Raw genomic sequence first — 13,597 nt, forward strand, 5'->3', positions numbered from 1 at the left:
AGCAGCTGAACATGCGTATCATCCGCCGACTTCAGCACGGTCCCCGTATGGCCCTGTAAATCCGTTTGCAGGGCTGGCCAGAGGAAAATCTCGTCACTGGTCCGCCGATTGCCGCTTTTGCGGCCAAATCTCTTTGACCCGAGTTTTCCATGTCTGTCATCAATCTCAATGCGTTGGGCGTCACCCTTGGCGACCCGCTGTTCCGCGACCTCTCCCTGACCCTTTCGAAATCCGACCGGCTCGGTCTCATCGCCGCCAACGGGCGGGGCAAATCGACCCTGCTTGCCTGTCTCGCCGATGAGCTGACGCCGACAACCGGCGAGATCACCCGCGCCCGTGGCCTGCGGATTGGCCACGTGAAACAGAGCCTGCCCGCCGAGGCGCTTGCCGTCACGCTCTATGACTGGGTGCTTGCCGCCCTGCCGGGCGAGCAGGCCGACTATGAAAGCTGGCGCGTCGATGTGGTTCTGGACGACCTTCAGGTGCCTTATGAGTTTCAGCACCAGCCGCTTGGCGCGCTCAGCGGGGGCTGGCAGCGCGCCGCGATGCTGGCGGCCGCCTGGATCACCACGCCGGACCTGCTGCTGCTGGATGAGCCGACCAACCACTTGGATCTCAACCGAATAGCCTTTCTCGAAAACTGGCTGTCAGAGCGGCCGCGCGATCTGCCGATGGTGATCACCTCCCACGACCGCGCCTTTCTGGATGCCACGACCAACCGCACGCTGTTCCTGCGCGCCGAAGGCTCGCGGGTGTTCCAGCTGCCATTCTCCGCCGCCCGCGCCGCATTGGATGAGGTAGACGCCGCCGATGCGCGACGCCATGCCAATGATCTGAAAAAAGCCCAGCAGCTGCGCCAGCAGGCCGCAAAGCTGAAGAATGTCGGGATCAACTCCGGCTCCGATCTCTTGCTGACCAAGACAAAGCAGCTGGCCGAACGCGCCGACCGGCTGGAGGCCGCCGCCAAACCGGCCCACCGCGAGCATTCGGCCGGCGACATCAGGCTGACCAACAGCGGCACCCATGCCAAGGCCCTGATTACATTGGATGATCTGACCGTTCAGACGCCGGACGGGCAACGGCTATACAGCACCGGCCAGAAATGGATCACCCCCGGGGACCGCATTGTCCTGCTGGGCGCAAATGGCACCGGCAAGACGCAGCTGGTCAGGATGATCCAGCAGGCACTGACCGGCGGGGCGGAGCAGATCAGATGTGCGTCCTCTGTCGTTCCGGCCTATTCGGACCAGCACCTGAGCCAGCTGGCCGATAATGACACGCCGCTGGCGCTGGTGACGGCGGCCTCCGACATCGGCGATCAGCCCGCGCGCAACCTTCTGGCGGGGGCAGGCATCAAATTCGCCTTGCAGGACACGGCGGTGAAAGCCCTGTCAGGCGGGCAGAAGGCACGGCTGGCAATGCTGCTCCTGCGGCTTCGCAACCCCAATTTCTACCTGCTGGACGAACCCACCAATCATCTCGACATCGAAGGTCAGGAAGCCCTCGAAGCAGAGCTGATCGGCCAGGATGCCGCCTGTCTGCTGGTGAGCCATGACCGCAGCTTTCTCAGGGCCGTCGGCAATCGCTTCTGGTGGATCCGTGGCCGTCGCCTGGAAGAGGTCGCCAGCGCCGATGCCTTCCTCAGCTCTGAAATGGGCGCGGGCTGAGGGCTATGGCGGCGGCCACCTGTGACCGCCGCCCCGCCAGACCCGCCAGTTGCCGAAATATTGAGCAACACATCATCCTGTCCTCTGGCTGCGCCGGTGGCTGCGGCAGAACCGCTTGCGCCGCCATGTGGTTTTCGCAACTCTGCGACACAGAAACGGACACAGACACAGACACAGACACAGACACAGCCCCCGGAACAGACCCCGCCCCGCCCAGCGACCGGGGATATACGACCCAAGGATCCAGCCGATGACGACCGATATTGCCATCACCCGCGCCAGCGCCACCAAGCCCGAGGCCCAGGCGCTAATCAAACGCCATCTGGCACAGATGGCCGCGCAATCCCCCGCAGAAAGCTGCCACGCACTGGATGACAGCGGCCTTGATGCCGCCGATGTCGCCTTCTTCCTGCTCCGCCGCGACGGGCGGGCCATCGCCATGGGCGCCCTGAAGTCCCTGCGAGACGGCGGCTGCGAACTGAAATCCATGCACACCCTCGCCGAGGCCCGCGGCAGCGGCGCCGGACGCCAGATGCTGGAGTTCCTGCTGGACCGCGCCCGATCCGACGGCGCCCCTGCGGTCTATCTCGAAACCGGCTCGACCGAGGATTTCACCCCAGCCAAACGGCTCTATGAAAGCTACGGCTTTGTCGAATGCCCACCCTTTGGCGACTACAGCAAGGACCCCTGGTCGCTGTTTATGCGCCTTGACCTGCGCGCCGCGGCTTGACCCTTCCCCGCGTCCTGTCATAACTGGCGCCAGCGGTCCCTTAGCTCAACTGGATAGAGCAGCTGACTTCTAATCAGCAGGTTGAGGGTTCGAGTCCTTCAGGGATCGCCAGCATTCCATCCATCAGGATCTGCCCGATAGCGGCGGCGTTTCCGGCGCGCAGACCGGGAGCTTGCCAGAAGGTTGCCGGGGCGGTCTGGCGACAGACGCCGTTGCGGCAGCCTTTGCGCTTAACTTGACAAAAGAACTAGGGTTAAATAACTGACCCCGGGCGCAGCGGATGATGCGCCATCCAGCAAGACTCTGCACCTCAGCGGTGCAGGGCTCCAGCCATTCTCGATCACGACACCGATCAAAACGGCGGCACCCTGTGCCGATGGCTGGAGAGACATGTGACGCTCGGCAATGCCCCACCCTCAAATGACAGCGCCCGCCGCCGCCCGCAGCGGATGCTGAACCGGCGAGCCTTGCGCCAGGTCGCCGCCCTTATGCGCTGCGCAAAGGATATGGCAGCGATCTCTCCGCCGTCCGGTCATAGCGGCATGGCGCGCTGGAGCCTGACCGGATTGCCGCCCAGCCCACATGCGATCCCTGAATGGGAGAGGCCAATCATGACCGCTAACCCGTTGTTCCCCCTGCAAACCATAGCCAGCCCCCCGGCATCGTTCCTTGCCACGGTGCGCGCCGCCCCCGGACAAAGCTATATCGCTGCCAATTGGAGCCTATCATGACCATCCTCAGATCAGCGGCCCTTGCCGCGCTGTTGCTGATCCCCGCCTTCGTCGCCGCGCAGGAGGCGCCGGTGTCGCCAACCCCTCCCGCCCCGCCGGTGCCGCAGGTCGCAGCCGATGCCCCGGCATCGGTGATGCCGCAGATCCCCGCGACCACAGGCTCCGCCGCGCAAGCCCCAGCAGCAGCACCGGCACCGCAACCGGATGCGCCGCAGACCGCGGATGCCGCCGCCCCGGCGCAACAGCAGCGCCTTGCGCAGACCGCCAGCGATGCCACCGCGCAGGCCATGGCGCTCCTGCGCGATGGCGGCCCCTCGATCTGGGTGATTGCCGCTCTTTCGGTGATCACGCTGGCGCTGATCCTGTGGAAGATCTGGCGGCTCGCGCTGATCGGCGCCTGGTCCCGGGGCAAGGCCGGCCGCGCTGTCGCCGCCTTTGAACGCGGCGAACCGGACATCGCCCGCGATATCGTCCGGGGCCGTCGCGGCATCCGCTCCAAAGTGGTCGCAACCGCGCTGGCCTCCGTCCACACCCTGCCTGAAGACCGCGCCCGCGAAGAAACCGCCCGCGTCGCCAAGCTGCATCTGGCCTCCGCCGGCTCTGGCCTTGGCGCGCTGGAGCTGATCGCCACCATCGCCCCGCTGCTGGGCCTTCTGGGTACGGTTCTGGGCATGATCGCGGCCTTTCAGGCCTTGCAGGCCGCCGGGTCCAAGGCCGATCCCGCCTTGCTGGCCGGCGGCATCTGGGAGGCGCTCCTGACCACTGCGGCCGGCATGGGTGTGGCCATTCCCGCCTCCGCCGCCCTCACCTGGTTCGAATCCGTGATCAGCCGCATTCGCCGCGACCTTGAGGACAGCGCCACTCGCATCTTTGTCGCCCACCAGCCGCCATCGCTGAAACTGGCCGCCGAGTAAGCCGATGCACCTCACCCAAGCTCAGCGCCCCCGACGCAAACCCAGCCTGACGCCGATGATCGACGTGGTGTTCCTGCTCTTGGTGTTTTTCATGCTGGCCTCCCGCTTTGGCACCGATGTGGTGCTCGACCTGCCGCTTGCGGGTCAGGGCGGCAGCTACAACGGCCCGCCCCGGCTGATCGGCATCGGTGCCGGCAATCTCGATCTCAACGGCCAGCCGGTGGCCGAGAGCAACCTGCCAGCGGCGCTCGCCCTGCTGATGGACAGCCCCGGTGACATGCTGGTGCTGCGCGGGCGCGATCAGGCCGATGTGCAGCGGATCACCGATGTGACCACCCTGCTGCGGCAGGCCGGGTTCAGCAATTTTGTGCTGGTGGACTGAGGAGACCCTGTGGACCTGACCGATCCCCCCCGCCGGATGCGCACGGAATCCATCGTGCCGATGATCAACGTCGTATTTCTGCTGCTGATCTTCTTCCTCATGACCTCGCGGCTCGCCCAGCCTGACCCGTTCGAGGTGACCCCGCCCGCCGCCGCGCTGGAGGGTGAGCCAACATCCGATGCCGTGCTATTTATCGACGCTACAGGGCGGCTGAGCTTCGACGGCCACGAAGGCACCGCCGCGCTCAGCCGACTTGCCGACGCCAGCGGCAAAACCATTCAGCTGCGCGCCGATGCCCGGTTGCCCGCAACCGATCTGGCGCGGATCCTGCGTCAGCTGGCCGCCGCCGGGCTTAGCCGCGCCGAACTGGTGGTGCGCCCACAATGAAACGCGCCGCCGAACTCACTGTCTTTGCCGGGATCGCCACGGTGATTCACGTTGCCCTGTTTGCCAGCGCCCCCAGATCCGGCGCCCAGTCCAGCGGCGCCGACGGCGATGCTCTCGTCTCGGTTCAGGCCGCCAGCGCCACCGTGGTCGAGATGGTCGAAACCTGGGAGCGCCCGCCGCAGACCCAGCCCCGGATCGACACCGATCTGACCCCGCCACAGACCGCCCCTTCGGCCCCCGTGATACCGCAGTTCGACCTGGCGCAGGCGCCCAGCGCCGCACGGCAGCTCGCGATCAGCCCTCCGCCCCCCGCTGACAGGCTCGACGTCGACAGCGCACCACCGCCGCCGCCAGCGCCACCGCAGACCGTGCCGCGACCACAGCCCGATCCCGATCTGCGCCCCCGTGCAAAACCACGCGCCAAGCCGGAGCCGCAACCGCAAAACGCCCGCCAAGCCGAACAGAGATCATCGGGGCGCGATGCCCAGCGCGCTGCCGGATCGGGCGGCGGCGCCGAGGCGGGTCAGGCGGGCAGCTCCGCAGCCGCCACCGCAGAGGCCGGTCGACAGGCCAAGCTTCAGGCGATCTGGGGGGCCAAGATCCGCGCCCGTATCGAACGGCGCAAACGCTACCCGTCAGGCGCGCGCGGCAACGGGCGGGTGGTGGTGCGTCTCACCGTTGCCCGCAGCGGTCAGCTGATCAGCCACCGGATCGCCAGATCCTCCGGCAATGCCGCGCTGGATCAGGCCGCGCTTCAGGCCGTCGCCCGCGCCGCAAATTTCCCCGCCGCTCCCCGGCAGCTGACGCTTAGCCAGATGACCTTCAGCCTGCCGATGGATTTTTCGAAGTAACGGCGCGACCGGCCAAGCGCGCCCTTGTGCAGGCGTGAAACCCTGTCCGCGCCCCGTCGCAGGATCACCGCGCCACCGATGCGCCCGCAGGCCGGCGCCAGTGTCGGTGTCAGTGTCGGTGCCGGCACCTGTTCGCCTAATCTGTTCGCCTAATCTGGTCGCCCAGTCTGTTAACCTCACAGAAATATCCGTTGCGGTCTTACCAGATATCCGCGCCCGCACGCTCTGCAACGCCCAGAAAAAGTATCAGCCTGCCTGTCCGAATGTTTCGCGCGCGAAACAATTAGACAGGGACGCTGACCTTTTCCACAGCGCGAGCTGACAACCGGGCTGCCCCAGACACGGACCATGCCGCGCCACCTCGCACCCAAGGTTTACGCCGCAGGCCGCTGTGCCTCAGCCACCGCAAGCTCCGCCATCTCAAGGATCGCCGCGCGGGTGTCGGCCACCGCGATGAACCGGGCGTTGTGGCAGAATTTGGCCCCCTTGACCCCGCAGGCCGCCTCAAGCGCGGCATCGGTCAGCCCGGCCCAGGCCGCAGGCAGATCGGCGCGGCTTTCAAAGCTGTCGCCGCTCTTGCGGATGGTGGTCAGCGTCCAGTCGCTGCTGCGCGGATGGACCACGAACAAGAGATGGTCAGCCCCGGCCGCCTCGACCGCCGCGCGAAAGGGCATTCCCATCGGCAGCTCCAGCACCCGCGCCGCACCTGCGGCCTCGATCGCGCTCAGCACCATAACCTCGGCGCGCCGTTTCGCCGCCCTCCCCCGGACCGCCGCCTCGACAAAGGCGCGCGCCACCGGCAGTGCTGCCAGAAACGCCTGATCATCCGCGCCCTCGCGGCTGTCGTCAAACGCCGGCTTCAGCGTCTCCAGCAGCACCGGCAGCGTCATTCCCGCCAGCGGCCCCGCAACCGAAGGTTCTATCGCGCCATTGTCCAGCAGATCCACCGGCAGCACGAACCCCTGGTCAAAACTGTGGTGGATCACCTCGATATCCGCCTCCGGCACCGCCAGACTGCGCAGGTAATCGCGGCCATAATGCCGCCAGATCAGCCCAAAGGAGCTATAGGGCTGGCCATCGTCGCGCAGCGGATTGGGGCGCTGGTGATGATCGAAAACCTGCGCCTCGGCATCATAGGCCCGGCCCACGTCATAGATGATCCGCCCCGCCTGCGGCGTGATCCAGGCCTCCTCCCGCGAGCGCAGCAGCGTGGCATCGGGAAACAGCCGCGTCAGAATGACCGAGGACAGCAGTTCATCGGCATGAAACCCGCCGGAATGGGTCACAAGATGGGTGATGGTCATCAAAGGCGCTCCGCAAAGACTAACAGGCGTCGGGCACCCGCAAGGCCACCCATCGGTATCAAAGGCGGCGTCGCCATGCGCGCATCATCACGCCCCCGGCGCCGCGCCAGGCTCTTCCCCCGGATAGCGCATCGTGCTGGCAAATTACAGGGGCGAAAAACACCCGCAGATCATTGGCTTGATACACCCAGTGGCAGGTCGGCTAGGCGGCGGGTTTGCGGACCTGAATGCGGGTCCATTTCTCGCCGCTCCACAGATCATGCAGCGCGCCGATCTGGCCCAGCAGCGCGCGCTGGGGGGCGGCCTCGGCATCACGCAGGTCGAGGATGATCGCCCCATCGGGTTTGACGCTGTTCTTCCAGAAGGTCTCATAGGTGCTGACCGGATAGTGAAAACCGCAGCTGAGCAGCGACAGCGCCAGATCGACATCTCCGATCCGGTTCGGATCCTCGCGGCCCGGATTCACCGTCGTCACATCCGCCACGCCATTGGCGGTCAGAAACGCCCGCGCGGTGCTGAGACTGCTATAGGCGGCCCCTTCGGCATCGAAGCCGAAATGGGTCGCCTCATTGTCTTCCAGGTCGATCAGGGTGATCGCGCAGGCAAACTCCCGCGCCAGAAACAGATCAATGAAGCCATAGCCACATCCGATATCCGCGACATGTTTCGGCGCAAGTGTCTCCAGCGTGGGCTTCAGCGCCAGATACTCAAGGTAGAGCACTGAAATCGCGCGTTTCAGCAGCAGATCGCCGCGGCGCGCCACTTCGTCCTGCAACTCCTCCGGCTTGCCCTTGGACCAGCGCCGGATCGGTCGGCCGGGACGGTCCAGATCAAAGAGCACCTCGGACCGCTGAAGCACGGTGTTCAGAATATCGGCCTCGCTGAACATGGACAGATCCAGCGTTTCGACCACGCTGGACTGGGCAACCTCTGTGACACGATCTGCGTTGAACATCCTCGCGCTCCTTGCGTCTTCTGTGGCTCTGCGCTGCTGCCGGGCAGCACATCGGTCTGATACCATGAGACCGCAGATAGCGGTAGGAAAACATCCTTCGCAGGCTTGGACTTATCGCAGGTTCGGCATGCGGTCAGTACATCACCGTGTTGAGCGTGACCTCGGGCCGTTGGCCTGCGGCGAGCTTGGCGCTGCCACGGGCGATCAGCCAGCCATCTTCCCGTTCCAGCCGCGCGACAAGCCGCCGGGCGGTATGGTTCTGCGGCAGCTCTGTCTGCGGCAGGCTGAATGCGATCTGCCGGCTGGCGCCATCGCTGATGAGATCGACCCGCGCCGCAGTGTCATCGGGCGCATCTGCCTGCGACGGATCCGACAGAAAGACGGTGATCCGCCCCTTCGGGATCTTGCCCTCGCCGGCAAAGGTGACAATCCCCTGCACCGCTCCCGGCTGTGCCCGGCCGCGATCAGCGGTGACCACCAGCGCGGTTGCAGCCAGCCCGAGGATCAGCTGACGCCGGTGCAGCGGCTGGATATGGGACCGAGGTTGGGACTGTCTGATAGACTGCGGGGCAAGATAGCGGGGCATGGTGTTTCCTCTCCCGAAACATAGCCGGCACAGGGGGCGCAATCGGCCCCCTGTGCCTGTTCGTATCAGATCAGATGATCACAAAATCATCTGCTGTCAGCTGTAGCCCGGACTGCAACTGGGCGAACTGGATCGCATCGTCACCGCCCCGACCGTCCGCGTCATAGGTCAGCGCACCGCTGGAGGTGTTGTAGACAATCCGGTCCGCCGCATCGAGCGCGGTACCCGAAGCGCTGCTGTGGAAGGCGCCAAAGTCCAGCACACCCTCTGCGCCCACTTCGGTGAAGATCGCGCTGTCCAGCAGGATGGTGTCACTGGCCACATCGAAGTCGCGGATCTCGTCGATATTGTCCGCACCCAGCTCGGTCGAGAAGCGGAAGTAATCGTCTCCCTGACCACCAAAGAGCGTATCCGCCATCAGACCGCCATCCAGCATGTCGTTGCCACGTCCGCCCCTGAGCACATCCTCGCCCGCCTCGCCCGGCTGCGCCGGTGCCGGTGGGAATTCGACCGAGACATTCAGCTCATAGGCGGAGCCTTCAGGCACGCTCTCGGACCAGCCATCGGCGGTATCCGGCGACCAGCTGCCCTCAAGGATGTAGTAGGTGCCGGTTTGCTCGACCACAAAGACAGTGCTGGAGTCGCGGTTGCTGGTGGAGCCGGGATCGCCGCCACCATCATCGTTCTGGGTAACGATATTGCCCTCGCTGTCCAGCAGCCGAACCCAGCTGTCGTGAACATTGGGATCGGCAATCCCGTCAATGTCGATGGTCAGCACGGTGCCCGCCGCCAGATCAATGCCGTAGTAACCACCCGCCCCGTTGCCGGTGGCATTCACTGTGGTGTGCAGCACGCTGGTCGAGTCAAAGATATCCGGGTCCTCGGTCAGCGAGAAGTTATCCGAGATATCAAAGGCGGTTTCGATCGAGTTATTGGTCGCATCCGGACCCAGCGTGGCGTAGCCGGTGCCAAGACCGGGCTGCGGTATCGCATCCGCGGCATCGGCAAAATCCCCCAGCAGGGTGTCATCCCCGTTGCCGCCTTTCAGGGTGTCATTGCCCCCCTGCCCGGTCAGCACATTGTCGGAGCCGTCGCCCTTGATCCGGTCATTGAAACCGGAGCCGGAGATATTCTCGATGGAAACATAGGTGTCGCCCGCGGTCTTGCCATTGGCCATGTTCAGCTTCACGCCACGGGTCGCATTGGCGTAGTCGGCCGTATCGCTGCCCGCGCCACCATCAAGCAGGTCCGCCCCGCCACCGCCGGTCAGAACATCGTCGCCGGCACCGCCGCTCAGGGTGTTTTCGCCATCCGAGCCGATCAGGTGATCGTCATGGAGCGAGCCAACCGCGTTTTCCACATCCACGATGATGTCATGACGGATCGTGGTGCCGCGTCCGACGATCTGCACCGGTCCGTCAGCGTCGCCGCCACGGGCTGTGCCGTTTTCCAGATCGACAGTCACCCCGACCGAGCTGGTGGTATAGACCACGGTATCCACGCCCGCGCCGCCGTCGAGATAATCCTGACCGCTGCCGCCGATCAGAACGTCGTCGCCGTCCTCACCATAGAGCATGTCACCGTCGTTGCCGCCATCCAGCGTGTCGTCACCGCCGCCGCCATTGAAGACGTCGCCGCCGCCCTGACCCCAGAAATGGTTGTTGTCGGAGGTGCCGATAAACCGGTCGATCCGGTCATCCGAGCCGATCAGGTTTTCAATGCTGTAGAAGGTATCGCCCGAAGCGGTGCCCCCGCTGGCCACATTGGTTTCCAGGTTGACCAGCAGCTGGAACGGGCTTTCCTGGCTGAAATCAACGGTGTCGATCCCTGCCCCGCCGCGGAACACATCGGCCCCCGCCTGACCGCGCAACAGGTCGTTGCCATCGCCGCCGTCCAGCAGGTCGTCGCCCGCTCCGCCGTTGATAGTATCATTGCCATCGCCGCCATAAAGCGCGTCATTGCCATCGTCGGTTTCGGTCTGATCCTCAAGGTCAGCAATATCAATGGTGTTGTTGATGTCGCGGCTGGCCAGCGTATCGCGCCCGCCAATGATCAGATCATCGCCACCAAGGCCAAAGATGGTGTTGCCACCCGCACCGCCATCCAGCGTCTCATTGCTGTCATCCCCGATGATCAGACTGTCCAGCGCATCGGTTGGCCCTTCGTTCGGCGCATCCGGCGCGTCGCTGCCCGGTGTTCCCGGCGTGCCGCCCGCGTAGATGATGGTCTCCACATTGGCGATGTCGCCCAGATCCAGCCCATCGGCCACCACGATCACGGTGTCATTGCCGCCGTTTTCTTCCTCGCGAACGATATCATCAATGGAATCAACGAAATAGACGTCATCTCCGCCATTGCCGGCCATGCGGTCATTGCCCGCGCGCCCGTCCAGAACATTGTCGCCGTCATTGCCGATCAGGATATCGTCGTAGCTGCTGCCGATCCCTGTCTCGATGTAGTATTCAGTCTGATCCGCGTTGTGCCCGGCAAAGATCGACACATTGTTGTTGTGCCCGTTGACGCTGGAGAACTCACCGGCACGCAGGTCCAGAATGGTGCTGGCGGTGGAGCCGGAGAAATCGATGGTGTCATCGCCGCCGGTGTCATGGATCACAAAACCGATATCGTGCTGCGGCCCGTCCTCGGTCAGCAGGTAGCCGTATTCGCTGCTGTTGAAGCCATAGGTATTGTCATCGGTATTGAGGTTGATGGTCTGATAGGTCCGCACGCCCTCATCATCGACGGTGGAGAAATAGCGGCGAATGATCGCCTCGATATCACCCATAAGCGGGGTCACCGCTGACCAGCGCGTATCCTCGCCCACGTCGATGCCATCGAAATAGGACATTACGCTGTATTGCTGACGGTCATAGGTCCAGGTCGCATTGTTCAGATAGTTGATCTGCACGCCGCCGGGGCCGCTGTAGTTATAAAGACCGGGGTGGTTCAGGCCGAATTCATGGCCGAACTCATGCACAAAGGTATCAAAGACATAGCCGCCAAGGTCGGTGATATTCGGCTCGGTATCGTGGAAGCGCTGGCCGACGCTGACATAGCGGTCGCTGGAAAAGGCGCTGCCGTCACTTTGTTCGCCGATTTCCGGGCTGACAACCTCCATCCAGTGCACATCGGCATCAAAGGGGGCGTCATCGACGATCTCGAATTGCAACGGCGTGACTGCGGACCACATCTCCAGCGCGCCGATGGCCGCCTCTTTGTAGCTGGGGTGATCATTCAGCCCGGTCAGGTTGATCACCAGCGGTTCAGCGGCGATTTCCGGCGTCAGGCTGCGTCCCAGCGCCCCCAGATAATCGAGAAACCCCTCGTAATCCTCGCTTTTGCCAAAGGGGTTCTCCGGCGTTTGATCATTGGTCCACCAGTCTGTGCTGGTCTCGGTTGATGTTGGCATGTTGGCCTCCCTGTCATTCAACCCAATCGTTCAACCCCGAGTAGTCAGATATGATGGGCAAAATTCACCCGTAGCCCTCCGCAGGCATGTCGGAGCGCCCGGGCCGCCATCAGCTGACCTCGGAGATTATAGATATATTGGTTTCGTGCCCTGATCGTTTCCGAATTGAATGATCGTTCAACTCACTATTTTTGGTGAGTTTTTCGACACTCCTTGGTTTCGGCAAAAGCTGGCCCATTGACGTCGGGGCATGAGCGAAGTTGTGCGGACAGTTGCAAGGGCCGCAGAACCGCGCAGAACGGCGAATTGACAGGTGACCGCCGTTCCGCTGATCGAATCAATCATAGGTAGCACAACTGACGCCCGCAGCATGGCCCCGCCCCAGCCCTGCCGCTCCACGACCGGGCCGGCACGCCGGTAACCGGGCAGCAGGCCTCCTCTGCCATCGGGGGGGCTGATTTGGGCCGCCGGATAAGCTCTGTTGCACAAATCGTGTGAAGGGGGCGCTTCCCCTTTCCCCGGACGGACTTACCCTACGGGCACTGTGACGGGTATGCCAAGGGCGGTGTAGCTGTTTAGAACCGCGATCCGGATTTGGTGTCCAGCCACCTGTCGGTCGAAGTCTCGTGAGGCGATGCGTACTCCGAAGGATTTCAGACATCGCATCTTTGCCTCGATCCGCTGCGGACATGATAGCCGGTCCATCGCTTCCAGATGGCCCGCCCGAGGTGCCGGGTGGCGCGCAGGATCCCGTTGCGAGCCGTTGCGGCCGGACAGTCTTCCTTCCAAAGGCGCTCGTTCTTGCGGATAGGGATGACGGCGGCGGCGCCTCGATCCAGGATGGCCGTATGGCAGCCGCGCGTGTCGTAGGCGCCATCCCTTGCCCGGCAGTGCATGTCTACATGCACGAGAAGGCCGTCACGGTGCAGATCTGTTCCTCTGGCGGCACTGGCTCAGCAGTTCGGGCAGGGCCGGACTGTCGCCTTTGTCGCTGGAAGGGTTTTGTTGCACAAATCATCTGAGGGACCAACTGCTCTTGCCCGTCAGCTACCACTCTGGATTCAAACAGTGAATCCCTCAGATGATTTGTGCAACAAAGCCGTGACAACCTCAAATCAATGCCTATTAAATGAAGGCAAAGTGACCCTGTTTTTTCTACTTTTCACCCTCTTGCAGAATGATATAAAGTAAATACACTGGACCACCCAGAAGCATGCTATTCACACCCAACCTCAATCCAACAAGCATGTCCCTATCCGGTAACCAAAATTTAAAAACGACACAAATTAAATAAAGACCCAGAAAAGGTTTAATTTTTCACTTTTCACAGGGCATCTCCCGCCAATCTAAATTTTAAATACATCAATTTCTGCATGCTAATATTCAGAATTTCCTCAATAACCAATTATATTAGAAAAACGACCTCAACTTCACCTGAGGAGTCCCCCCCTAACTAACCGCCTAACAGGCCGACCCTCGACGCCAAAAATTTGATATATTTCAAAAAAACACCCACATTTGCTCAGCTATTATAAAAGTGGAACCTAGTAAATACGGATATATAGTTATGGCACATATAGCAATTAAAATCATCGCCGCATGATTATTTACCGACACATATCCCGCAATAATTGACTCCACCACCATCAATATTAATATTACCAGAGATGATATTAAGTGT

General features: G+C 62.8%; 11 protein-coding genes, 1 tRNA gene and 1 pseudogene. 7 read left to right on the top strand and 6 right to left on the bottom strand.

The features are described 5' to 3' along the window. The first annotated feature begins 149 nt into the window (after positions 1-149). The 7 genes from VWZ87_RS15190 to VWZ87_RS15220 all read left to right on the top strand — a co-directional run bounded on the left by VWZ87_RS15190 (position 150) and on the right by VWZ87_RS15220 (position 5,662). Positions 150-1,667: an ABC-F family ATP-binding cassette domain-containing protein gene (locus VWZ87_RS15190; protein WP_416535145.1), complete on the top strand. Its 1,518-nt coding sequence runs from the start codon at positions 150-152 to the stop codon at positions 1,665-1,667. A gap of 250 nt (positions 1,668-1,917) precedes the next feature. Continuing rightward, entirely contained in the window at positions 1,918-2,397 is a 480-nt protein-coding gene (locus VWZ87_RS15195; protein WP_416535146.1) for a GNAT family N-acetyltransferase, read from the top strand. A gap of 34 nt (positions 2,398-2,431) precedes the next feature. Continuing rightward, positions 2,432-2,508: transfer RNA gene (locus VWZ87_RS15200), tRNA-Arg, on the top strand. 616 nt (positions 2,509-3,124) lie between these two features. Then, on the top strand, positions 3,125-4,042 hold the full coding sequence (locus VWZ87_RS15205; protein WP_416535147.1) for a MotA/TolQ/ExbB proton channel family protein: 918 nt from the start codon (positions 3,125-3,127) through the stop codon (positions 4,040-4,042). Between the two features lie 4 nt (positions 4,043-4,046). Beyond that, positions 4,047-4,424, top strand: coding sequence for an ExbD/TolR family protein (locus tag VWZ87_RS15210; protein WP_416535148.1), 378 nt, complete (start codon positions 4,047-4,049; stop codon positions 4,422-4,424). 9 nt (positions 4,425-4,433) lie between these two features. Then, positions 4,434-4,811, top strand: a complete 378-nt coding sequence (locus VWZ87_RS15215; RefSeq protein ID WP_416535149.1) for an ExbD/TolR family protein — start codon at positions 4,434-4,436, stop codon at positions 4,809-4,811. After that, positions 4,808-5,662 (top strand): TonB family protein, encoded by an 855-nt coding sequence (locus VWZ87_RS15220; RefSeq protein ID WP_416535150.1) that lies wholly within the window; start codon positions 4,808-4,810, stop codon positions 5,660-5,662. Before VWZ87_RS15215 ends, VWZ87_RS15220 begins: the two co-directional genes overlap by 4 nt. Positions 5,663-6,036: 374 nt before the next feature. On the opposite strand, the gene VWZ87_RS15225 is transcribed toward VWZ87_RS15220, so the two are convergent. The 6 genes and pseudogenes from VWZ87_RS15225 to VWZ87_RS15250 all read right to left on the bottom strand — a co-directional run. Beyond that, on the bottom strand, positions 6,037-6,966 hold the full coding sequence (locus VWZ87_RS15225; protein ID WP_340547273.1) for an MYG1 family protein: 930 nt from the start codon (positions 6,964-6,966) through the stop codon (positions 6,037-6,039). Positions 6,967-7,168: 202 nt separating this feature from the next. Further along, the gene (locus VWZ87_RS15230; protein ID WP_416535151.1) at positions 7,169-7,921 is read right to left on the bottom strand and encodes a hypothetical protein; all 753 of its coding nucleotides are present in this window, start codon (positions 7,919-7,921) and stop codon (positions 7,169-7,171) included. A gap of 133 nt (positions 7,922-8,054) precedes the next feature. Next, the gene (locus tag VWZ87_RS15235; protein WP_340547275.1) at positions 8,055-8,507 is read right to left on the bottom strand and encodes a hypothetical protein; all 453 of its coding nucleotides are present in this window, start codon (positions 8,505-8,507) and stop codon (positions 8,055-8,057) included. A gap of 70 nt (positions 8,508-8,577) precedes the next feature. After that, a complete protein-coding gene (locus VWZ87_RS15240) occupies positions 8,578-11,916 on the bottom strand; it encodes a M10 family metallopeptidase C-terminal domain-containing protein (RefSeq protein ID WP_416535152.1) in 3,339 nt (1,112 codons plus the stop codon). A 528-nt stretch (positions 11,917-12,444) separates the two neighbouring features. After that, positions 12,445-12,912: pseudogene (locus VWZ87_RS15245) on the bottom strand (transposase); the annotation flags it as partial. A gap of 504 nt (positions 12,913-13,416) precedes the next feature. Then, positions 13,417-13,597: hypothetical protein (locus VWZ87_RS15250; RefSeq protein ID WP_416535153.1), on the bottom strand; the 181-nt coding region annotated here is incomplete at its 5' end.

The sequence above is a fragment of the Phaeobacter sp. JH20_37 genome (assembly GCF_048056015.1).
GTDB classification, from domain to species: Bacteria; Pseudomonadota; Alphaproteobacteria; order Rhodobacterales; family Rhodobacteraceae; genus Phaeobacter; species Phaeobacter bryozoorum.

Coding starts and splice junctions, on each gene's coding strand:
- VWZ87_RS15190 (WP_416535145.1), top strand. CDS start 150: ATGTCTGTCATCAATCTCAATGCGTTGGGCGTCACCCTTGGCGACCCG.
- VWZ87_RS15195 (WP_416535146.1), top strand. CDS start 1,918: ATGACGACCGATATTGCCATCACCCGCGCCAGCGCCACCAAGCCCGAG.
- VWZ87_RS15205 (WP_416535147.1), top strand. CDS start 3,125: ATGACCATCCTCAGATCAGCGGCCCTTGCCGCGCTGTTGCTGATCCCC.
- VWZ87_RS15210 (WP_416535148.1), top strand. CDS start 4,047: ATGCACCTCACCCAAGCTCAGCGCCCCCGACGCAAACCCAGCCTGACG.
- VWZ87_RS15220 (WP_416535150.1), top strand. CDS start 4,808: ATGAAACGCGCCGCCGAACTCACTGTCTTTGCCGGGATCGCCACGGTG.
- VWZ87_RS15225 (WP_340547273.1), bottom strand. CDS start 6,966: ATGACCATCACCCATCTTGTGACCCATTCCGGCGGGTTTCATGCCGAT.
- VWZ87_RS15230 (WP_416535151.1), bottom strand. CDS start 7,921: ATGTTCAACGCAGATCGTGTCACAGAGGTTGCCCAGTCCAGCGTGGTC.
- VWZ87_RS15235 (WP_340547275.1), bottom strand. CDS start 8,507: ATGCCCCGCTATCTTGCCCCGCAGTCTATCAGACAGTCCCAACCTCGG.
- VWZ87_RS15240 (WP_416535152.1), bottom strand. CDS start 11,916: ATGCCAACATCAACCGAGACCAGCACAGACTGGTGGACCAATGATCAA.